The organism is Cupriavidus oxalaticus (assembly GCF_016894385.1).
Classification (GTDB): domain Bacteria; phylum Pseudomonadota; class Gammaproteobacteria; order Burkholderiales; family Burkholderiaceae; genus Cupriavidus; species Cupriavidus oxalaticus.
In genome coordinates this window covers 821,247-841,117 of sequence record NZ_CP069811.1, presented here as the reverse complement: position 1 = coordinate 841,117, position 19,871 = coordinate 821,247, and the positions used below count along the sequence as shown (strand labels likewise).

18 protein-coding genes and 3 pseudogenes are annotated in these 19,871 nt (G+C 65.7%); 6 read left to right on the top strand and 15 right to left on the bottom strand.

Features of this window, described 5'->3' with window-relative positions; genetic code table 11:
* Positions 1–1,005 (bottom strand): tripartite tricarboxylate transporter substrate binding protein, encoded by a 1,005-nt coding sequence (locus JTE92_RS03725; RefSeq protein WP_063240700.1) that lies wholly within the window; start codon positions 1,003–1,005, stop codon positions 1–3.
* 129 nt (positions 1,006–1,134) lie between these two features.
* On the opposite strand from JTE92_RS03725, the gene JTE92_RS03720 reads away from it, so the two are divergent.
* Positions 1,135–2,046, top strand: a complete 912-nt coding sequence (locus JTE92_RS03720) for a LysR family transcriptional regulator (protein ID WP_063240699.1) — start codon at positions 1,135–1,137, stop codon at positions 2,044–2,046.
* Between the two features lie 62 nt (positions 2,047–2,108).
* Here the strand turns inward: JTE92_RS03720 and JTE92_RS03715 are convergent, their stop codons facing one another.
* The 5 genes from JTE92_RS03715 to JTE92_RS03695 all read right to left on the bottom strand — a co-directional run bounded on the left by JTE92_RS03715 (position 2,109) and on the right by JTE92_RS03695 (position 8,930).
* A complete protein-coding gene (locus JTE92_RS03715; RefSeq protein WP_063240698.1) occupies positions 2,109–2,447 on the bottom strand; it encodes a copper-binding protein in 339 nt (112 codons plus the stop codon).
* Complete coding sequence (locus JTE92_RS03710; protein ID WP_063240697.1) at positions 2,444–5,614, bottom strand: efflux RND transporter permease subunit; 3,171 nt, start codon at positions 5,612–5,614, stop codon at positions 2,444–2,446. The genes JTE92_RS03715 and JTE92_RS03710 overlap by 4 nt, the downstream gene beginning before the upstream one ends.
* Positions 5,611–7,161 carry an efflux RND transporter periplasmic adaptor subunit gene (locus JTE92_RS03705; RefSeq protein ID WP_063240696.1) on the bottom strand — a complete coding sequence of 517 codons (1,551 nt, stop codon included), beginning with the start codon at positions 7,159–7,161 and terminating at the stop codon, positions 5,611–5,613. Before JTE92_RS03705 ends, JTE92_RS03710 begins: the two co-directional genes overlap by 4 nt.
* Complete coding sequence (locus tag JTE92_RS03700) at positions 7,158–8,459, bottom strand: TolC family protein (RefSeq protein ID WP_063240695.1); 1,302 nt, start codon at positions 8,457–8,459, stop codon at positions 7,158–7,160. Before JTE92_RS03700 ends, JTE92_RS03705 begins: the two co-directional genes overlap by 4 nt.
* A 69-nt stretch (positions 8,460–8,528) precedes the next feature.
* Positions 8,529–8,930 carry a hypothetical protein gene (locus JTE92_RS03695; RefSeq protein WP_063240694.1) on the bottom strand — a complete coding sequence of 134 codons (402 nt, stop codon included), beginning with the start codon at positions 8,928–8,930 and terminating at the stop codon, positions 8,529–8,531.
* 333 nt (positions 8,931–9,263) lie between these two features.
* Here JTE92_RS03695 and phaP point away from each other — a divergent pair, with 333 nt between their 5' ends.
* Positions 9,264–9,659 (top strand): TIGR01841 family phasin, encoded by a 396-nt coding sequence (gene phaP, locus JTE92_RS03690; protein WP_063240693.1) that lies wholly within the window; start codon positions 9,264–9,266, stop codon positions 9,657–9,659.
* Positions 9,660–9,740: 81 nt separating this feature from the next.
* Positions 9,741–10,541, top strand: coding sequence for a response regulator transcription factor (locus JTE92_RS03685; protein WP_063240692.1), 801 nt, complete (start codon positions 9,741–9,743; stop codon positions 10,539–10,541).
* A gap of 122 nt (positions 10,542–10,663) precedes the next feature.
* On the opposite strand, the gene JTE92_RS03680 is transcribed toward JTE92_RS03685, so the two are convergent.
* Positions 10,664–11,776: an IS481 family transposase gene (locus JTE92_RS03680; protein WP_116386808.1), complete on the bottom strand. Its 1,113-nt coding sequence runs from the start codon at positions 11,774–11,776 to the stop codon at positions 10,664–10,666.
* Positions 11,777–11,954: 178 nt separating this feature from the next.
* On the bottom strand, positions 11,955–12,941 hold the full coding sequence (locus JTE92_RS03675; RefSeq protein WP_063241995.1) for a Bug family tripartite tricarboxylate transporter substrate binding protein: 987 nt from the start codon (positions 12,939–12,941) through the stop codon (positions 11,955–11,957).
* A gap of 92 nt (positions 12,942–13,033) precedes the next feature.
* Here JTE92_RS03675 and JTE92_RS03670 point away from each other — a divergent pair.
* Positions 13,034–13,366, top strand: a pseudogene (locus tag JTE92_RS03670) (aconitase family protein); the annotation flags it as partial.
* A gap of 15 nt (positions 13,367–13,381) precedes the next feature.
* Here JTE92_RS03670 and JTE92_RS03665 read toward each other — a convergent pair.
* From JTE92_RS03665 to JTE92_RS03655, 3 genes are all read right to left on the bottom strand, one after another.
* Complete coding sequence (locus JTE92_RS03665) at positions 13,382–13,915, bottom strand: hypothetical protein (RefSeq protein ID WP_063241997.1); 534 nt, start codon at positions 13,913–13,915, stop codon at positions 13,382–13,384.
* A gap of 28 nt (positions 13,916–13,943) precedes the next feature.
* On the bottom strand, positions 13,944–14,765 hold the full coding sequence (locus JTE92_RS03660) for a DUF2092 domain-containing protein (protein ID WP_063241998.1): 822 nt from the start codon (positions 14,763–14,765) through the stop codon (positions 13,944–13,946).
* A 370-nt stretch (positions 14,766–15,135) separates the two neighbouring features.
* Positions 15,136–16,074: a bestrophin-like domain gene (locus tag JTE92_RS03655; protein ID WP_232353467.1), complete on the bottom strand. Its 939-nt coding sequence runs from the start codon at positions 16,072–16,074 to the stop codon at positions 15,136–15,138.
* Positions 16,075–16,242: 168 nt separating this feature from the next.
* Between JTE92_RS03655 and glnA the strand changes: the two genes are divergently transcribed.
* Positions 16,243–17,718 carry a type I glutamate--ammonia ligase gene (glnA, locus tag JTE92_RS03650; protein ID WP_063242000.1) on the top strand — a complete coding sequence of 492 codons (1,476 nt, stop codon included), beginning with the start codon at positions 16,243–16,245 and terminating at the stop codon, positions 17,716–17,718.
* On the opposite strand, the pseudogene JTE92_RS03645 reads toward glnA, so the two are convergent.
* Both JTE92_RS03645 and JTE92_RS03640 read right to left on the bottom strand, forming a co-directional pair.
* Positions 17,706–17,837 (bottom strand): annotated as a pseudogene (locus JTE92_RS03645) (DDE-type integrase/transposase/recombinase); the annotation flags it as partial. The gene glnA and the pseudogene JTE92_RS03645 sit on opposite strands and share 13 nt — an antisense overlap.
* Before the next feature lie 48 nt (positions 17,838–17,885).
* A pseudogene (locus JTE92_RS03640) lies at positions 17,886–18,115 on the bottom strand (FAD-dependent monooxygenase); the annotation flags it as partial.
* A 71-nt stretch (positions 18,116–18,186) separates the two neighbouring features.
* On the opposite strand from JTE92_RS03640, the gene JTE92_RS03635 reads away from it, so the two are divergent.
* The gene (locus tag JTE92_RS03635; RefSeq protein WP_063242001.1) at positions 18,187–19,362 is read left to right on the top strand and encodes a GGDEF domain-containing protein; all 1,176 of its coding nucleotides are present in this window, start codon (positions 18,187–18,189) and stop codon (positions 19,360–19,362) included.
* Here JTE92_RS03635 and JTE92_RS30335 read toward each other — a convergent pair.
* Both JTE92_RS30335 and JTE92_RS30330 read right to left on the bottom strand, forming a co-directional pair.
* On the bottom strand, positions 19,333–19,539 hold the full coding sequence (locus tag JTE92_RS30335) for a hypothetical protein (RefSeq protein WP_063242002.1): 207 nt from the start codon (positions 19,537–19,539) through the stop codon (positions 19,333–19,335). The two genes, JTE92_RS03635 and JTE92_RS30335, sit on opposite strands and share 30 nt — an antisense overlap.
* Positions 19,536–19,814: a hypothetical protein gene (locus tag JTE92_RS30330; RefSeq protein ID WP_063242003.1), complete on the bottom strand. Its 279-nt coding sequence runs from the start codon at positions 19,812–19,814 to the stop codon at positions 19,536–19,538. Before JTE92_RS30330 ends, JTE92_RS30335 begins: the two co-directional genes overlap by 4 nt.
* Between the last annotated feature and the right edge of the window lie 57 nt (positions 19,815–19,871).

The window sequence follows — 19,871 nt, the reverse complement described above, 5'->3', positions numbered from 1 at the left end:
TCATTGCGGCTGCAGGCCGATGGCACGGGCGATGCCGCGGTACTGGTCGATGCTCTGCTGGTACGCCTTCTGGCTTTCCGCCAGCGATGCCGGACGGGACGCGGGCAGGTTCGCGGCATCCAGGCTGGCACGCACCGCCGGCTCGGCCAGCGTCTGCGCCAGCGCCTTGTGCAGCGCCTGCACGACCGGCTCGGCGGTGTCCTTCTTCACGAAGACGCCGGCCCAGGTCGAGTAGTTGAACCCGCGCAGCGCCTTGCTCTCATTGACGCTCGGCACGGACCTGACCGCGTCGAGCCGCGTCGGCGACAGCACCGCCAGCATCCTGACCTGGCCGGTGCGCATGCGCTCGATGTCGGGCTTGCCGAACGGCGAGACAAAGATATCGACGATGCCGCCCACCAGGTCCTGGATCACGGGCGCGCCGCCCTTGTAAGGCACGTGCGTCATCGGCGCGCCGATGGTCTGCGACAGGTGCGCCCCCAGCAGGTGGTAGAGCGAGCCGACGCCGACGCTGGCATACGTCAGCGGCTTGCCCGCCCGGGCCGCCTGCGCGGCATGGGCCGCGAGTTCATCGACATCCTTCACCGGCAGGTCCTTGCGCACCAGGATGGCCAGGTCGACCGCGCCGACCATGTGGACCAGCCGGAAGTCCTCGCTCTTGTACCTGATCGCCGCGTTCGCCAGCGGCGCCGTGATCAGCTCGCCGGGACCGGCCTGGAGCAGCAGGTGCCCGTCGGCCGGTGCATGCAGGACCTTCTGCGCGGCGATCGCGCCGCCGGCCCCGCCCAGGTTTTCGACGATGACCGGCTGGCCGAACAGCCGGCCCATCGGCGCATTGAGGTTGCGGGCGACCACGTCCGACAGCCCGCCCGCGGGGAACGGCACCAGCAGCGTGACGGGCCGGTCGGGATAGGCGTAGGCCGGCGCCAGGCCCGCGCACAGCAGGCCGGCCAGCGCCCCGCGCAGCAGCCGGCGGGCAATGTTCTGGAATCGGATTCGGGTCATGGCAGTCTCCTCGGCGGCTTGCGTCGTTTGTGTGTGTGTTGTGCGACGGATCGTATCGGCCGGCCTGCTATGTGTCCAATGCATTACTCGTCTAAAATTTATTCACAAAACTCATTCACAAGGCAATCGATGCACCTCAAACACCTGCGGCACCTCCTCATGGTCGCGGACGTGGAATCGTTCAGCCGCGCCGCGCAACGGCTGCACCTGACCCAGTCGGCGCTGAGCCGCAGCATCCAGGCGCTGGAGGACGAGCTTGGCGGCAAGCTCATCGATCGCCATGGCCGGCGCAATGTGCTGACCCCGCTGGGCGAACTGATCGCCGGGCGGGCCCGGCGCATGCTGTTCGAGGAAGCCGAACTGCACCGCAGCGTCGAACTGTTCCACCGCCATCACCTCGGCGCCATCCGCGTCGGGCTGGGCGCTGGCCCCGGTGCGGTGCTGATGACGCCGTTCCTGCGCCACATGGCCATGCACCACCCCGGCATCCAGGTGGCGGTGTCGCTCGGCACTTCCGACGCGCTGCTGATCCAGCTGCGCCAGCGCACGCTGGACGCGGTCATCGTGGAGGTCACCAGCGTGGCGCCCGCCACCGACCTGCGCCACGAATTGCTGGCGCAGCTGCAGGGCCGCTTCATCTGCCGCGCGGGCCATCCGCTGCTGCTGCAGGCCGCCGCCGGCGAGGCCGTGACCTTCGACGATGTCATGCGCTATCCGCTGGCATCGGCACCGCTGAGCCCGGAAGTCGCGCGCGGGCTGGTCAAGCGCTTCGGCCCGCGCGCCGATCCCGAGCATTGCCTGGGCCTGCGCTGCGAGAACGTGCGCAGCCTGGTGGAGGCCGTGCTGGTTTCGGACGCGATCCTGTTCACCATCGTCGCGGCGGTACGGACGGAAATCGCCGAGGGAACGCTGTGCGAGCTGGCGACCACGCCGGCGGTCGACGACGGCCCGCGGTACGCGTTCTTCACGCTGGCGGGCCGCACCGAGGCGCCGAGCATGGCGCTGTTCCGGCGGTTCGTGGACGAGCACCTGCACGACTGACACCGGCACGCCGGTGCGTTACCGCTGAGGCCCGCGCCGGGCTCCTGCGTACGGCGCCGCACTTACTTGCGCTGCATTTCCACGACGGTCGGCTTGCCATTGACGTTGTCGAACGTGACCGACACCGACTCGCCTTCCTTGAAATGCTTCAACGAGGCGGGATCCTGGACCGGGAACGCCATGGTCATGGCGGACATGCCGAGGTTCTCGATCGGGTCATGCCTGAGGGTGACTTTGCCGGCCTTCATGTCGATCTTCCTGATTTCGGCCGCAACGGGGCGGGGAGCCTGCTTCAATCCGGCCGACGGCTTCATGTCCATGCCGTCCATCGATCCCGCAGCGAATGCCGCCGGAGGGCCAGCGAGGGCCAGCACGATTGCGAGAGTCTTGACGTGTTTCACTCTGATTTCTCCTGAAGCGAGGGTTGAGCGGAAAGTGGGGTGGATCTTGTCTTGCGCCTGCGCATCAGCAGGTACACCGCCGGCACGACAAACAGGGACAGCAACGGCGCAGTCACCATGCCGCCGACCATCGGGGCGGCAATGCGCTGCATGACTTCCGAGCCCGTGCCATGCGACCACATGATGGGAATCAGGCCGGCGAGAATCACCGCGACCGTCATGGCTTTGGGGCGCACGCGCAGTACCGCGCCTTCCTGGATGGCATCCATCAGGGCGGCCGAGCCGGTCTCGCCACGGTCCTCGCGTGCGCTCCAGGCCTGCTTCAGGTAGAGCAGCATGATCACGCCAAACTCCGCCGCAACCCCGGCCAGCGCAATGAAGCCGACGACGCCGGCCACCGACAGGTTGTAGCCCAGCAGGTAGAGCAGCCAGAACCCGCCGATCAGCGCCAGCGGCAGCGTGCCCATGATCAGCAGCGCTTCGTCGAGACGGCCGAACACCAGGTAAAGCAGCACGAAGATGATCAGCAGCGTGAACGGCACCACCACCTTCAGCTTCGCCGTCGCCCGCTCCAGGTACTCGAACTGCCCCGACCAGCTGAGCGAGTAGCCCGCCGGCATCGGCACCGCCTTTGCCACGGCGGCCTGCATGTCCCGGACGGCCGAGCGCAGGTCGCGCCCGCGGATATCCACGTACACCCAGCCGGACAGGCGGGCGTTTTCGCTGCGCAGCATCGGCGGCCCCTGCACCACCTGGATGCGCGCAACGTCGGCCAGGACGATCTGCTGGCCGCTGTCGGTGACGATGGGGAGGTTGCGCAGCTGCTCGACCGATTCGCGGTAGTCGCGCGGATAACGCACGTTGATGGGAAAACGCGCCAGCCCGTCGACGACTTCCCCCACGTTGTCGCCGCCGATCGCCGACGACACGATGCGCTGGACATCCTCGATGTTCAGGCCATACCGGCCGGCCGCCATGCGGTCGATGTCGACATCGATATAGCGCCCGCCGGTCAGCCGTTCGGCCAGCGCCGAGGTGACGCCAGGCACCGTCCTGACGGCGTCTTCGATGCGCATGGCAAGGCGGTCGATTTCCTGCAGGTCGGCGCCGGCCACCTTGATGCCCACGGGGCTCTTGATGCCGGTGGCGAGCATGTCGATGCGGTTGCGGATCGGCGGCACCCAGATATTGGACAGGCCGGGCACCTTCACCACGCGGTCGAGCTCCTCCACCAGCTTGTCGGCCGTCATGCCGGCACGCCACTGGTCACGCGGCTTGAACTGGATGGTGGTCTCGAACATCTCGATCGGCGCCGGATCGGTCGCGGTATCGGCGCGGCCCGCCTTGCCGAACACGGTGGCCACCTCCGGCACGGTCTTGATCATGCGGTCGGTCTGCTGCAGCAGCTGCGCTGCCTTGCCGACGGACAGCCCCGGCAGTGCCGACGGCATGTACAGCAGGTCGCCCTCATCGAGCGGCGGCATGAATTCGCCGCCGATTCGCATGATCGGCCACGCGGTCGCAAGCAACAGCAGCGCGGCGATCGCCACGGTGGCCCGCGGGTAGGCAAGCACCCTGGCCAGCACCGGCCGGTAGGCGCGGATCAGCCATCGGCTGAGCGGATTCGACTGCTCGGCAGGGATCCTGCCGCGGATCATGTAGCCCATCAGGACCGGCACCAGGGTCACGGACAGGCCCGCCGCCGCGGCCATGGAATAGGTCTTGGTGTAGGCCAGCGGCGAGAACAGCCTGCCCTCCTGCGCCTCCAGCGTGAACACCGGGATGAACGACAGCGTGATGATCAGCAGCGACAGGAACAGCGCGGGCCCGACCTCGGCTGCCGCCGCACCGATCACGCCCCAGCGCTCGTGCGCGCCCAGCTCATGGCCGGGATGGTCCGCATGCCAGTGCTCCAGGTGCTTGTGCGCGTTCTCGATCATGACAACCGCGGCATCGACCATGGCGCCGATGGCGATCGCGATGCCGCCCAGCGACATGATGTCGGCATTGACACCCTGGTAGCGCATGACCAGGAACGCGGCCAGCACACCCAGCGGCAATGAGACGATGGCCACCAGCGCGGAGCGCAGATGGAACAGGAAGACCAGGCACACCAGGGCGACGACGATAAACTCTTCGGCCAGCTTGTGCGTCAGGTTTTCCACCGCCCGGTTGATCAGCGCGGAGCGGTCGTAGGTGGTCACGATCTGCACGCCGGCCGGCAAGCTCTGCTGCAACGTGGCGAGCCTGGCCTTGACCGCCTCGATGGTTTCCAGCGCGTTCTTGCCCGAGCGCATCACGATGACGCCGCCGGCGACCTCGCCCTGGCCGTCGAGTTCGGCAATGCCGCGCCGCATCTCGGGACCGAGCTGGATCACGGCGACATCGCCGAGCCGCACCGGGATGCCGGCCTCGCTGGTCACCAGCGGGATCTGCCGGAAATCGTCGAGTGTCTTCAGGTATCCGCTGGCGCGGACCATGTACTCCGCTTCCCCCAGTTCCAGCACCGAGCCGCCGGTTTCCTGGTTGGCCCCCCTGAGCGCCGCCAGCACCCTGGCCTGCGACAGGTTGTAGGCACGCAGCCGATCCGGCATCAGCACGACCTGGTACTGCCTGACCATGCCGCCCAGCGAGGCGACCTCGGCGACGTTGGGCAGCGACTTCAGCTCGAAGCGCAGGAACCAGTCCTGCAGCGCGCGCAACTGGCTCAGGTCATGCTGCCCGGTCTTGTCCACCAGCGCGTACTCGTAGATCCAGCCGACGCCGGTGGCGTCCGGCCCCAGTGCCGGCCTGGCGGCGGCGGGCAGGCGGGACTGCACCTGGTTCAGGTATTCCAGCACCCGCGACCGTGCCCAATAGAGATCGGTGCCATCCTCGAACAGCACGTAGACAAAGGAGTCGCCAAAGAACGAATAGCCACGCACGGTTTTGGCGCCCGGCACCGACAGCATGGTGGTGGTCAGCGGATAGGTGACCTGGTTCTCCACAATCTGCGGCGCCTGGCCGGGAAACGGCGTGCGGATGATCACCTGCACATCGGACAGGTCCGGCAACGCATCGAGCGGCATGCTGCGCGCCGCCCACAGTCCCCATGCGGTCACCATGACCGTGACCAGCAGCACCAGGAAGCGGTTGCGGATGGACGCGAGAATCAGCCGGGCGATCATGGCTTGGCCTCCGGGGTGGTGCCCGCCGGCTCGACCGATGACAGGATCGCCATGCCGTCCTTGTCCAGGTGGAAGCGGAACCGGATGCGGTCACCGGGCTTGAGCCCCTTCGGCAGGCCGGCAGGCGGCGCCGCGAAATCCATGGTCATCGCGCCCCACTGCAACGAGGGGATGGGGCCGTGCGAGATCGTCAGGCTCCCGGTGTCGTTGACTGACTCGATCCGGCCGAGCCCCTCGTGCCCGGGCGTGGCTGCCGCCGGCGCGGAAGCCGCCGGGGAGGCACCCATGCGCTCTGCGGTGCCGCGCAGGCTGGCCTCCGAATCGATCAGGAATTGTCCGGAGGTGACCACCTTCTGGCCCGCCTGCAGCCCCTCCAGCACCTCGACCATGCCCGCGGCCTCGCGTCCGGTCTTGATCTCGGTTGCCACAAAGCCTGCCGTGCCGGCATCCACCATGACGGTGCTGCGCCGGCCGGTGCGGATGACGGATTCCAGCGGAATCATCAGCACCTCTTCCTGCCCGCCGCTGTCGACGCTGTCGAAACGGGCTGTCACGAACATGCCCGGCAACAGCCGCCTGCCCTGGTTGGGCAGGACAATGCGCACCTTGATGGTACGCGTGGCCGGATTGACGTCCGGCAGGACGGTATCGATCGTTCCGGCCAGCGGCTCGGTTGCGCCGGTGGGCAATACCCTGACCGCCTGGCCGGGAGCAATGGCGCGGGCCTGGCCCTCCGGGACCTCGGCAATCACCCAGATCCGGCTCAGGTCGGCCAGGCGGAACAGTGTCGTGCCTGGGGAGACCGTCATGCCCTCGCGGACCGCAACCTCGGTCACGACGCCGTCGACCGGACTCACGATGCCGGCATGAAGCTGCAGCTTGCCGGACGACTCGACTGCGCGCACCTGGCCTGGCGTCATGCCTGCCTGCAGCATGCGGGCCCTGGCCGCAGCGCGCAGGTCAACCCCGCCATCGGCGGCCACGCGGGACACGGCGAGGTATTCCTCCTGCGCGGCGATCCAGTCGGGCGAATACACCGTTACAAGGACTTGCCCGCGCCGCACCGGGTCGAGGGTTGCATTGACCGCGACATGCTGGACGAAACCGCTGGTTCGTGCCTGGATCACCTGGACACTGCGCTCGTCGATGGCGACATTGCCTGGCGCCTCGAGCACGGCGCTGATCCGGCCGGTCATGACCTCGGCCGTGCGGATGCCGAGGTTCTGCGCGACACGGCTGTCGACCGTGACCCCGCCGCCTCCGCCTTCCCCGTCGGCATAGACCGGCACGAGCGGCATATCCATGAAGGGAGACTTGCCCGGCCTGTCGAAGCGCTGGCCGGGCACCATCGGATCATGCCAGTACAGGATCCTCCTGCCGGTCTTCGGGTCGATGTCGCCAGCCTTGAGCACGGACCCGGCGCCCGATGCCCCCGACTGGGCAAGTTGTGTCCCGCGCGTGACGCCAAGATGATAGGCGCCATAGATGGCGGCGCCGGCGACAACGACGGCTGCGGCTGCGGCCGCGGCAATGACTGCTTTCTTCATTTGAGATCCTTGATGGCCGGCCCGGTCTGCGCGGTCGGCAGAGGGATCAGGAAGGTCAGGTCGGCCCAGAGCCTGGCCGTCCTGGCCTCCAGTGCCAGCCGTTCCGCCGCCATGTCGATGGCGCGATGGCTGGCCTCGGCAACAGCGGGCAGCGCCCCGGTATTGGCCCGGTAGGCCGTGAGCGCGGCATCCGCTTGCGCGCGGGCGAGCGGCAAGGTCTTCTCGTCGTAGCGCTTGAGCCGCTCCAGGTTGCGCCGCAGTTCGGCGAGCCTGGCGCCCACCATGGCCTGTGTGTTGCGGCGGACGATTTCGAACCTGGCGCGCGCCTCGTTGGCCTGTGCGAGCCTGGCTGCGACATCGCGGTCCTGGCGATTGCCGCGGTCCCAGGGCACCGGGAAGCTGACATTGAGCGATCCCATGTTGGAGTAAGCCGGGCCGCGCTGGCTGTACATCAGCTCGACCGTCACATCCGGTTTGCGGGCTTCCGTCGCCACCTGGATCTCCGACTCCGCCAGGGCCACTTCGCGCTGCGCCGCCGTCACCTCAGGCACCGTGTCGAACTCGCCTTGCAACAGGTGCTGAATGCCTTGCGGCACGTCAAGCGGCGGGCGCTCCGACAACGGACGCCTGGCCGCGGGCCCGACCCAGCGCTCGAGATTGAGCATGGCCGTGGCAACAGCGGCACGGCTTTCGTCCTGGCGGTCGTGCAGCTTCTCGATTTCCAGCTCCATCGCCAGGACATCCGCACGCGAGCCGCGCCCGCTGCGATAGGCGGCCGTCGCCGCCTGGAGCGCCAGATCCAGCGGGTGGACGTGATGGCCGAGGAGGACGGCGGCCTGCTCGGCGTACCACAGATCAAGCCAGGCACCGGCCGCGTTGCGTTGCACGCCGGCCAGTCCGACAGCCCGTTTCGCCTCGGCGGCAGTCGCCTCGGCCGCGGAACGTGCCGCCCTTGCGCGGCGCTTGTCCGCGCGCGTGAATTCCTGCATCACGCTGACCGATCGCATGGTCATGAAGTCCCGGGTCAGCGAGAACTGGTCCGGCCCGTTCAGGGGGACGTTGTTCAGCCCGAGCTTGAGCACCGGGTCCGGCAACTGGCCGGCGGCGACCGCCATTTGCACGGCCGACTCGACGGCGCCGGGAGATGATTCGGCATTTCCCGCGTGGGCGGTCGCGAGCGCGACGGTCTCCTCGAGGGAAAGAGTTGGGGCGGCTTGCGCAGCCGCGGCGTGCAACCACGCCGGGCCCAGCGCAGGCGCGCACAGCAGCGCCAGTGTCAGGCGACGAAGAGAAAGCATATAGCCTCCGTGAGCGACGACAGCTGCCCGGTCTGGCGGGACAGCACTGTATGGACGTCGATCCGGAGGCTACGTCTGGAAACTGCAGTGAAGGATGTTCAGGGCCGGCGGGCCGCGGGCTTCCACTTCCGCGCGCAGCGCGACGCGGACATCGGCAAGGACCACGCGCGTGGGCTCCACGATGCTCCTCAGCACCGGCAGGAATGCCGGCAGCTGCGCAGAGGCGTGGTCCACGCTCTTGGAATCGGCCTGGCAGTGCGCCTGGCATAGTCCGCTCTGGTCAATGCCCTGGTAGTCGCTGCCAGGCGCCATGTCCGCGCACGATTCGGTCATTGCCGCCGCGGTGCCGCTGCCTTCCAGCTGGTAGCGGGTGCCGGTACAGGCGTATGCGACCGCTGCCAGCTGAACTGTCAGGAATACAACAAGCAGGAGGCCGGCGAAGACGGGATGCCGGCGGACAGCGTGGCGCAAGAGTGAGGTGTGGGTGGCGTACGCGGTGGCGTATGTGACGAAGGATAGTGCGTTTTCCGGTGATGGACGTGACCTTGGACAATTGCAGGGCACGCCAACGAGAATGCACCAACAAAACGAAAACGAACGCACAAAACCGTGCAAAAACGCTGAAACCATCGGGGAATCCCCCTAGGGCTCCCGACCACATTGTTTAGAGTGCTTACTCTAGAATTGGTCGCGCATGATGCAACGCAGCACGTCGGGTGCCTCCTTCGACACACACCGGTCGTGCGTTCACCAGCAAACCTGCCGTCGGGCAACCATGCCCAGCGGATCCTAGGAAACCACTGCATGCCCGTTTTCGCGCCCGATCAGTTCGCTGTCACCCACGGCAGCGGCTTCGCCGACTGCTTCGCCTACTCCAGCATCCTGTTTGCCGGCTTCCAGCGGATCGCCGAGCTGAACCTGCAGACCGCGCAGGCCGCCTTCGAGGAAAGCCAGCAACGCATGCAGGCGCTGCTGGCCAGCAGGGACCTGCGCCAGGTCCTCGACATGCAGAACGGCCTGACGCCCCTTGCCGCCGACAAGGCCTGTGCCTACACGCGGCAGGTATGCGAAATCGCTTCCGAAACGCAGGCCGAACTTGCCCAGCTGACGCAGGAACGCTTCCAGCAAGCGATCGAACTTGCGCAATCCAGGCTGAGCCACGCCACCGCGTCGGCAGTCGCAACGCGAGTCGCCGCATAAACCACGGCCGCCGGACGCGCCGCATGCCGCTTCCTGCCGCGGCGCGCGGTGCCGCGTCCGCGCGCAAGAGAGAAGTGTGCAATGAAGGTGCTGTTGATTGAATCCCACCCCTTGCTGCGGGTGGCGTTGCGCAGGACGCTGGAACACGTCGGGGCCGTCGGCGAGGTCGTCACCGTCGACCCGGCGGAACTCGCGGGGCACCGTGCTGCCGGCGAAGCCGTCGCCCTGGTCGTGCTCGGCCTGCCGGACGATGCGGAGGCGGCATGGCTGCTGCTATGCCAGGTCGGCAGGACCTGGCCCGCGGCGCGGATACTGGTACTGTGCGACATCGCGCCCCGGAACTGGGTCGATGACAAGGTCGCGGCGGGCGTCGTGGGTTGCCTGCCTAAATCGGTGCGGCCCGATGTGCTGGAAGCAGCGATACAGCTGGTCGCCAGCGGCTACCAGGTCAGCCTGGGTCCGTTCGGCCGGCGGCCGGGCATTGCACCGGCATCGCCCGATGGCACGCGCAAAGGCAGTGCCGCCGCGAAGGCGGATACCGTGGCCGGCTCCCGTTCGCCCGGCGAGGCCCACATGCTCGGCCTCACGCCGCGCCAGTATGAAATCCTGGTACTGCTCGCACGCGGTTATCCGGCCAAGACCATCAGCCGGCAGCTGAACGTTTCAGTGGCGACGGTCAAGTGCCATTGCAGCGCCCTGTACAAGGCGCTCGGCGTACGCAGCAAGGGCGAAGCGGTCCACGTGGCGCTGCAACGTGGTGCCCGTCTGGGACAGGCAATGGGGCCCGGCCCGGGCCAACCGAAACCGAAGGACGTGGCAGGCCCACCGCAGCCGGTGCCACATGTTGCTGTCGTGGATCCCGAGGATTGCGCCGCGCTGTAGGCAACGGAAAAGAAAAGCTGCGTTTATTTCCCGCCTGTTGTCTCCCCTCTCCCATTTATTGTATAGACCGGGGACATGGGTAACACATGTGCCGGGACATGGGTAACAGTGCAGTCATCAGTTTAGTCGGCCTGCTGTAGGTCTATTGTGGCCACCTTTTGATGGCAGAAGTAGACGTCAAAGGTGCCGTCCAGATCCACGCGAGGGCGCAACGCTACGGGCGTTCCGATCAAGGCTCGTCCGACCCGGAACGTCTTTCCTCGGAAGCAGATGCGCCCACCGTCGCCTACCTTTCGCACGATGTCATCGCTGCCGTACTCGATGGGCGGGAGTTCGTGCGGCATCGCCCGTGGACTAGGCGCATAGCGGCTTGCGGGTGTCTCCATATCCAGCGCGTGGTGTGGGCGCTTGAAGTTGTACACGTGGCGCCAATGGCTGAAGTGATGCTGCGCATCATCCAGATCCCGGAAGCGCTGGTTGGCCAGCAGCTCTGCCTGCATGGTTCGATGGAAGCGCTCGTCCTTACCGTTGGTCTGAGGATGGCGAGGTCGGCTATGACTGAGCCGCACGCCCAGGCGAATCAGCCAAGCGCCCAACGTGGTAAGTGCCCGGGGCACCGGAGAACCCCAAGGTGGGCCATTGTCTGCATTGATCCGCTCGGGCAGCCCGTAGCGCGCGAACGCGTTCTCTAACGCTTCCTGTACGGATTCAAACTGTTCGTTGCCCAAGGCCCTGAGCAGCACATTGAAGCGGGAGTGATCGTCCAAGACTGTGAGCGGATGGCACCGCTGCGTGTCGGTGGCGAAGTGGCCTTTAAAGTCAATTTGCCATAGTGCATTGGGCCGGTCGTGCTCGAAGCGCTGCCATGCTGTAGCGGCCGCACTGGCGGCCGGATCGATCAAGCCATGGCGGCGCAGCACCCAATTGACTGTGCTGGGAGCGATTTGGACGCAGTGGTCACGTTCCAGCACGCGTGCGATCTTGCGGGCGCCCCAAGCCGAATGTTCGGCTCGTATCGCTAGCACGCTCTCTTCGACTGCCGCTGGAGTTCGGCCGGGAGAGCTATGTGGCCGCCGAGTTCGGTCGTCCAGATCTTCTCGGTTCAACCACTTGTAACCGGTCTTGCGACTGATGCAAAAGCGGCGGCAAAGCTCCGCAATATTGGCGTCCGCCTGGCGTGCCAGGCGGACGAACTCTTCTCTTTGCTGCTTCACGGTGATTTGGCTCCACGGCAACGTTGTCCTCCCGCTGACTAAGCGGGAAAAGTGTTACCCATGTCCTGGCACACCTGTTACCTTTGTCCCCGGTCCATACAATTTATGGGAGAGGGGAGACAACATTCGCGGATCCAAGTGTTGTCAGCAACCACAGGCCCGCCGCAAGCGGCGGCCCCCCGGTGCCAGGTACGTTGCCTTAGTTCAGCGTCGCCCCCGCCTGCCTGACGATCGTTGCATGCTTGTCCAGCTCGCTGCGGAAGAACGGCACGGCCGCGTCGGCACCCGTGGCCGCCACAACCACGCCCTGCGCCGCCAGGTGCTCCTGCACCTCGCGCTCCTGCAGCGTGGCCTGGATCCTGGACTGCAGCGCCGATACGCTGGCCGTCGGCATGCCCGCCGGACCGACGATCGCCAGCCAGGCATCGAAGCTGTAGCGCGGCAGGCCCGACTCCGCCAGCGTCGGCACATCCGGCAGCGCCGGCACGCGCTGCGCGGTCGACACCGCGATGGCCTTCAGCTTGCCGGCCTTGAGCAGCGGCAGCACCGCCTGCACCGTCAAAAAGCCGACCTGCACCTGGCCGCCGATCAGGTCCGTGGTGTAGTTGCCGGCGCCCTTGTAGGGCACATGCCGGATATCGACCTTCGCTTCGCTGGCGAACAGCTGGCCAGCCAGATGCAGCACCGTGCCGTTGCCCGACGAACCACAGTTGAGTTCGCCCGGCTTTGCCTTGAGCAGCGCCACCAGTTCGCGGGTGGTTTGCGCGTTGACCGAAGGATTGACGACCAGCACCAGCGGCAGCGTGCCGATCACCGTGATCGGCGTGATGTCCCTGAGCGAGTCATAGGGCAGGTTCTTGTAGATAAACGGGTTGATCACGTGGTTCGACGAGATCAGGCCCAGCGTCGCCCCGTCTTTCGGCGCCCTGACGATCTGCTGCGTGCCCGGCACGCCGCCGGCACCGGCGATATTCTCGACCACCACCGACTGGCCCAGGTGCTTGCCCAGCGGCTGGCTCAGCGCACGCGCCACGGCGTCTGCCTGCGAGCCCGGCTGGGTCGGCACGATCAGCCTGAGCGGCCTGGTGTCCTGCGGTTTGACCGCGCCGGGCAGGCCCCCCAGCACGGCCAGTGTGGTGATACCCGCAAGCGCATGGCACGCCCGCCGAAACAGCGTTGTCCGCATTCCTTGTCTCCGTCTATTGAAATCGCACCGTGGGCGGTAATACCGTTCCCGGCATAGCCTCCGCGGTACGTGGCTGGAGCGCGCGGATCATGGCGCAGCGCGGCCTGCGGCTGCCGTCGCACGTCACGCTCTACCTGCAGTTCGGCACCACCGACGTCCGGGACTACTGCATCCGCCAGGGCTACATGGAAACGTTCCACGCGGCTGGCGCGCGTATCCTGCAACCATCGTGCGGGGCGTGCGCCAACTGCGGCCCGGGCTCGTCGGAACGGGCCGGGCAGGTGACGGTCAGCTCGATCAACCGGAATTTCCCCGGACGCTCGGGGCCCGGGCAGGTGTGGCTGGCCAGCCCGCCTACCGTGGCCGCCAGTGCGATGGCGGGCGAACTGCTGTCATTCCATGACCTGCAGCGGCGCCATGGGTAAGCCCGCCATCAGCCATCAGTACGGCGGATTGACCACGACGTACTGCGCGCCCTGCGGCATGTACCAGGTACTGCCGCACTGCTGGTAGACCATGCCGCCGTAGTTGACCGGCACGCAGCTCGGCGGGACCGAGCGCACCATGGACCCCACCACCGCCGACGTCACGGCAACGGTGGCGGTCACCGCCGCGGCCGTCGCCACCGGGTGGTAATCGTTGTCCCACCCGCAGCAGCCGCCGTGACTGTCGACGTTCACGTTGACGTTACGGCTCGTATTGACGTTGACGTTGCGGTTGGCGTTGACGTTGTTGACGCTGGTGTTGCGGACATTGTTGGTGCGCGCGTCGGCACGCTGGTTGTTCACCTGTCGCGCTTCTCGGTTGGCGCCGCCGGCAGCGGCGCGCTGCCCGCCTGCGGCATGTCCCCCGGCAGCGGCATGCCCGCCCCCCCTGTCGCCGCGGGCGGCCTCGGCCACCGGAGTCCAGCCGGACGCCACCAGCACGAGCGCGGCCGTGCACACCGCGAGCGGCTTTGCGAATGTGTAGGTCATGGCAATGCTCCTTGTGTCCATGGCCCCGTTACCGGGTGGCCTTCAGGGGAACGAACTCCGCCTTCCTGGCGTCCTTGGGCGGCGCGAAGGCGAACGCTGAATTGCCGAACCTCGGATTCAGGTTCCACCTGTATTGCGTGACCGATTGCGGCCTGGCCTCGTCGGACCGGTTGGTGATGACGAGCTTGCGCGGCAGCGGACGGTTGCCGGTGGCGATCCAGATCTGCCAGTCGAGCTGCCCCTGGCGGAACGCATAGTGGTCGCACAGCTCGCCGCCAACGATGTCCTGCCCGGCGTTCATCGCCGATTCGATGTTGTCCACCGGCGCCTCGGGCGTGCCCCACAGGAACAGGTCGGCCGACGGGATCTCGACCCCGAAGCGCTCGCGCAGCCGCTGCGCCAGCACGCCCAGGTTGTCGCTGAAATCGGCCTGCGAGTACGATTTCTGCGCAGGCGAGTACAGCGTGACTTTCTTGCCGTCATAGATCAGGTCGCGCTGCGAGCGCGCGCTGCGCATCAGCGCGCGCAGCCGGTCCGGCCGCTGCACATCCAGGTCCGCCGTGGCGGTGTGCTGCAGCTTCTGGCCGTCCTGCAGCACCCGTTCGCCCGACAGGTCGATAAACACCTCGAACTGGCGCAGCGACTGCAGGTACTTGCCCATGTCGTTGAGCGCCTGGATCACCGCGGGGTCGACTGCGTTCGGCTGCGGCTGAGGTTGCGCCTGTGCCTGTGCCGGCGCCGCCGCGGATGCGGCCGAGGTTGCAGACGTAGCGGCTGGCGGCGCGGGCGGCGTGCTGCTGCAGGCCGCCAGCGCGATGACGAGCAGGGACAGGGCCGGTATGCGTGCCATGGTGAACTCCCGGTTGACTGGACAATCGCCCGGCCGCGTGCGGCTTCAGGCCAGCGATGGAGATGCTGGGGAATCTTCTATGACGGGAGGGGGGAAGTGAAGTGAATCTTTTTGTGAGTGCGGTAAGCCGTGTTGCAGGAAGGACGTGGTCGCCCCCCGGTATTCGGGCACTGCGCGAACCTGGCGCGGATGGCGAGTGACCCAAGCGCTTCGCACCGGGCAAAAACACGGGCCGAGCCTCTTACCAGGGCCGGGCTCGATAGTGATTGGGACCAAACAGGAACTGGTATGAAGGCAACAGCACGAAGACAGGATGGGCGGAGGACCGCCACCTGTTTCGTGGCACTGGCGCGCTGCGGCGCCGCTCAGTTCATTTCTGCATTCCAGTGCGGACCTCCTGCAACACCTCGTCGAAAGCGTCAACGCGAATCAGGCCTAAACGAGGAAACTCCAGGTCGACGATGACATAGAGCGTCATCGTCAACGAGGCCACGAAGAAAAGCGCATGCAACCAGTTTCGAGGACCGCGGCCGGCCATGCCATAGCCCGCGAACAAAGCCCCAATCCAGCAAAGCGCGAAAAGCATGCCGAAGATGACGCTCGGCGGATGTTCCTTCGTTGAGGCGAGCCGGGTCGATGCCGTATCGAACGCTGCATTGAGCGCTGGCAGCAGAAGCATGGTTGCCGCCGTACTGGAGGTTCGCTGAGACGCCATGACGGAATCCGTCCAGAGGCGTTCACGCAGCACGTCCGAACGTGCCAGGGCGGCATCGACGCGTTTGCGGTCAGGAACGGCTCGATAGGCATCAAGCCGGGCATCGAGATACTGCCTGAATATCTCCTGCAACTCGCCACGTGCCGGTTGTGGCAGCAGATCCAGGCGCATGTAAGCAGTGCCGATGTCGTTGGCTTCCTGGACAATCAGCGTACGCCGCATATCAAAGCGGCTTGCCGCCCCGGAAAAGGTGAAGGCAATCAATAGTCCAAGCAGCGCAAATATCGCGCTTGCGACCGCGCCGACGCCCGTAGTCTCCGGTTCGCGGCCGGACGCAACCTGCCATTGCCATACCAGCCGGCCGAGTTCCAGCGCGATCAGGATACTGGTGAACAATCCGATCACAAACACCAGTCCGCCGGCCCAACCGGCACCATAAAGTAGTGATGCCAAAATTGCCTCCGGTGCTTTGCCGCGCGATGCGCCTTTCCACCTCAAGGACGGTATAAAAAAGCTTCGCCACCGTATGTTCAATGCCGCACAGATGTTCGATCCAGACAATCGCCAGGCTCCCCTCAAAAGATCGCCGTACATCACTTGCCTCCAAGTATCTGCGTTGTGGCGAACTGCCTGATGAGAACGCGGCTTTCACACATAAAGCCCGTTTCGGGAAAACCGCACACGTTGGTGAGGCCCTTTGCAATCGGTATCTGACAGACTAATGTTGGACTATGCTCCGGGGGCCAGACGACGGAGGCAGTTATGAGCACGGTCTCAATCGAACCCGGCAGCTATCAGGTTGCACCGCCGCAAAACCCCGGTGAAGTCATCGCGCTGATCAGGAAGCACGCGATCCAGGTCGTTGACCTGAGGTTCACCGACTTGCCCGGCATGTGGCAGCACTTCTCGATCACGCTGCCGGAAGTCAACGACGATTTGTTCTCGGCCGGCATCGGGTTCGACGGGTCTTCCATTCGTGGTTTCCAGGAAATACACGAGTCCGACATGCTGGTCAGGCCTGACCCCGCCACAGCATTCGTCGATCCGTTTTGCACGGCACCCACGCTGGCGCTGATCTGCGACGTGCTGGACCCGGTCCTGCACCAGCCATATTCGCGCGATCCGCGCCACATCGCACGAAAGGCGGAGCTGTACCTCCAGCAAACCGGCCTGGCTACGGTTTGCTACATTGGCCCCGAACTGGAATTCTTCATTTTCGACTCCATTCGCTTCGGGCAGGACCAGCACTCCGGCTACTACTATGTCGAATCGGCCGAAGGCGAATGGGCCTCGGGTCGCGACGAAGGCGCCTATGGCGGAGGCAATCTTGGCTACAAGCAGAACTACAAGGGAGGATACTTTCCCGTGCCGCCAAGCGATACGCTGCAGGATATCCGCTCCGAAATCGTACTCGCGCTGATGCAGGCAGGCGTCCAGGTCGAGGTGCATCACCATGAGGTAGCCACGGCGGGCCAGAATGAAATCGACATGCGCTTTGCGCCACTGACCCGAATGGCAGACAACGTGATGATGTACAAGTACATCTGCAAGAATGTTGCACGCCGCCACGGCAAGGTCGCCACATTCATGCCCAAGCCCCTGTTTGCCGACAACGCGAGCGGCATGCATTGCCACCAGAGCCTCTGGCGCGGCGGCCAGAACCTCTTCTATGACGAGAACGGTTGGGCGCAGACGTCGCAGATGTGCCGTTGGTACATAGGCGGCTTGCTCAGGCACGCCCCCGCCCTGATGGCTTTCTGCGCGCCGAGCACAAACTCCTACAAGCGACTGGTGCCCGGATACGAGGCGCCTGTCAATCTGGCCATGTCGCAGCGCAACCGGTCTGCCGCAGCCAGGATTCCAATGGTTTCGGATTCCCCAAGCGCCAGACGCGTGGAATTTCGCTGTCCTGACCCGTCGGCCAATGCCTACCTCGCCTTCTCGGCAATGCTGCTCGCCGGCCTTGACGGCATTGAAAACCAGACGGACCCGGGCGACCCGCTCGACAAGAACATCTATGATTTGCCACCGGAGGAAGCGGCCAGTATCCGGCAGGTTCCAGGCTCGCTCGAAGAGTCGCTTTCTGCGTTGGAATCCGACTCAGCGTTCCTGCGAAAGGGAGATGTCTTCACTGAAGACCTGATCAGGACCTGGATTGACTACAAGCGCACACGCGAGATTGACACATTGAAGTTGCGGCCGCACCCGTGGGAATTCCACCTCTACTTCGACATCTGATCCAGAACGAAGTCCGTGGTCATCGACGAACTGACCCGCCAGCCGACGATGCGGCGCGCGAACACGTCGATCACGAATGCCACGTACAGCCAGCCCTGCCACGTCAAAACGTAGGTGAAGACCTTGCTAAAGATCGGTCCTTCCGCAGGTAGCCAGCCATCCCTGGTTTCCAGGCGTGCGCGGATGCCGTCGTGTCGGAAGCCTTCGCGCTTCAGGCGCCCCCAGCTCCGATGCGCTCCATCAGATCGACGGTTCCATGTTCGAGAATGCCAGCCCGAGTCGTGGCTTCAATTGCGTCCCGGCTTCTTGATTCAAGAACGACGGACTCAATACCTGCAAGATGCAAAAGCTGCGATAGCAGCAGGCCCGCAGGGCCCGCGCCAATGATGCCTGGCACGCGCTATCGTGTTTCCCACGTAGAATCCACGTGCTCCCGCCAGCTGCCGGCACCATGTCTTTACATTTGGGATGTACGTCGATCTCCTCACCCTTTATCTCCTAGCAATCGGAACCCTTCTCGCCAGTGCCGGGATGACGTACTGGGAGCATCGGTCCCATCCCACGCATGGCAAGGCATTGCGGACCCTGGCTGCAGGCTTCGCGACGCTCGCGATCGGGTGCACGGCCGTGCTGTTTCGTCGCAACCTGCCCAGTGCGATCGGCCCGGCCCTCTGCAATCTCGTCATTCTCAGCGGCTACCTGCTGGTCCTCTGCGCGGTCGCATCGTTGCGCGGGCGCCGGTATCGCGGCACATCGGCCGCCGTGCTGGCTGGCATGGCGCTGGCCTGGGCGGTGGCGGGCACGCGCTGGCCGGAGGCCATGTGGAACTACGTCAGCTCGTTCCCGATTGCGGTGGTCAGCGCGCTGACCGTACTCGAGATGCTGCGCTGCGAGCCGATGAAAGCGCTGCATGCACGCCGCGTCGTCGTGGCGGTGACAGGGATCCATGCTCTCTTCTACGCCGTCCGGGCCTGTGTCCTGCCATGGCTGGTGACGGCATACGGACCGTCGATCCAGTCGATGGCCAGCAAGATCACCGTCTACGAGGGCGTGCTGTACTCGGTCCTGTTGCCGATGGCCCTGCTCAAGCTCGTGCGCGAGGAGACCCACGGCCAGCTGTTGCGCGAATCCCAGACCGATTACCTGACCCGGCTCGGCAACCGCCGCTGGTTTTTTGAAGAAGGCGCACGTCTGCTCGGCCACGCAGGCTGCTCCCGTCCGGTTGCGTGGCTCGCGTTCGACCTCGACCAGTTCAAGGCGATCAACGACCGGTACGGGCACCAGGCGGGCGACAAGGTGCTGAAGTCCTTTGCGGAAACCGCCCGCGGCGTCCTTGGTCCCAACGTGCTGCTGGCGCGCATCGGCGGAGAAGAGTTCGCGGCGCTGCTATGCGGCGAAGACGCACGCCGCGCCCGCGCGCTGGGCGAGGCCATTGCCAGACGCTTCGCCGATGCCATCCCGGGCCGCATCGACAGCATCCGGGTTCCGGCAACGGTCAGCATTGGCCTGGCGCGGTTCGACAACGAAGTGCCGGCGTTGGCCGACGGGCTTGCCGCCGCGGACCGCGCGCTGTACCGCGCGAAATCGCGGGGGGGCAATCGGCTTGAACCGGCGCTATCTGTCGAAGAGCCGGCCGCGGCCTGACAGCTCCTGCATCACGCCGGCATGCCCGGCATCGAAGTGCCCGGTTTCCTCGGCGACGATCCACAGGGTTCCGAGCGGCTGCCCGTGCGCCATGTACAGCGGAACCAGCAGCACCTCGGGGCAGACCACGCCAGCCTCGGCGATCCAGGCATAGTAGCGTTCCGGATGCCGCGTCAAGATCGGTTCGAAGCGGTCCAGGCACACGCCGCAGGGGCTGTAGTCGTGCCGCGCTCGAGTTCGAATACGCTGATCCCGGCCGAGATCGCGCCGGTCAGCTGCATCGCGCGCTCGACCAGCCTTGGCAGCACCTGCTCGGGGTGGTCGAGCATCTGCGCCGCGATGTCCTTCAGCGCAAGCTTCTCGACCTGGTGGTCAATGCGCCTGGGCGGCCGGCGTTCCAGTTCGGCGGTGATGTAAAGGTCTGGGGGCGGGACGGTATCGGCAAGGGTCATGCCCTTCTCCTGGGCTCTCGCTGTGCTGCAATCAACGTGAAGCTTACACGGCAACTG

Excerpts from the sequence above, each read along its gene's own strand:
- JTE92_RS03710 (WP_063240697.1), bottom strand. The coding sequence starts at position 5,614 with ATGATCGCCCGGCTGATTCTCGCGTCCATCCGCAACCGCTTCCTGGTG.
- JTE92_RS03720 (WP_063240699.1), top strand. The coding sequence starts at position 1,135 with ATGCACCTCAAACACCTGCGGCACCTCCTCATGGTCGCGGACGTGGAA.
- JTE92_RS03660 (WP_063241998.1), bottom strand. The coding sequence starts at position 14,765 with ATGGCACGCATACCGGCCCTGTCCCTGCTCGTCATCGCGCTGGCGGCC.
- JTE92_RS03685 (WP_063240692.1), top strand. The coding sequence starts at position 9,741 with ATGAAGGTGCTGTTGATTGAATCCCACCCCTTGCTGCGGGTGGCGTTG.
- JTE92_RS03705 (WP_063240696.1), bottom strand. The coding sequence starts at position 7,161 with ATGAAGAAAGCAGTCATTGCCGCGGCCGCAGCCGCAGCCGTCGTTGTC.
- phaP (WP_063240693.1), top strand. The coding sequence starts at position 9,264 with ATGCCCGTTTTCGCGCCCGATCAGTTCGCTGTCACCCACGGCAGCGGC.
- JTE92_RS03665 (WP_063241997.1), bottom strand. The coding sequence starts at position 13,915 with ATGACCTACACATTCGCAAAGCCGCTCGCGGTGTGCACGGCCGCGCTC.
- JTE92_RS03725 (WP_063240700.1), bottom strand. The coding sequence starts at position 1,005 with ATGACCCGAATCCGATTCCAGAACATTGCCCGCCGGCTGCTGCGCGGG.
- JTE92_RS03675 (WP_063241995.1), bottom strand. The coding sequence starts at position 12,941 with ATGCGGACAACGCTGTTTCGGCGGGCGTGCCATGCGCTTGCGGGTATC.
- JTE92_RS03635 (WP_063242001.1), top strand. The coding sequence starts at position 18,187 with ATGTACGTCGATCTCCTCACCCTTTATCTCCTAGCAATCGGAACCCTT.
- JTE92_RS03655 (WP_232353467.1), bottom strand. The coding sequence starts at position 16,074 with ATGTACGGCGATCTTTTGAGGGGAGCCTGGCGATTGTCTGGATCGAAC.
- JTE92_RS03700 (WP_063240695.1), bottom strand. The coding sequence starts at position 8,459 with ATGCTTTCTCTTCGTCGCCTGACACTGGCGCTGCTGTGCGCGCCTGCG.
- glnA (WP_063242000.1), top strand. The coding sequence starts at position 16,243 with ATGAGCACGGTCTCAATCGAACCCGGCAGCTATCAGGTTGCACCGCCG.
- JTE92_RS30330 (WP_063242003.1), bottom strand. The coding sequence starts at position 19,814 with ATGACCCTTGCCGATACCGTCCCGCCCCCAGACCTTTACATCACCGCC.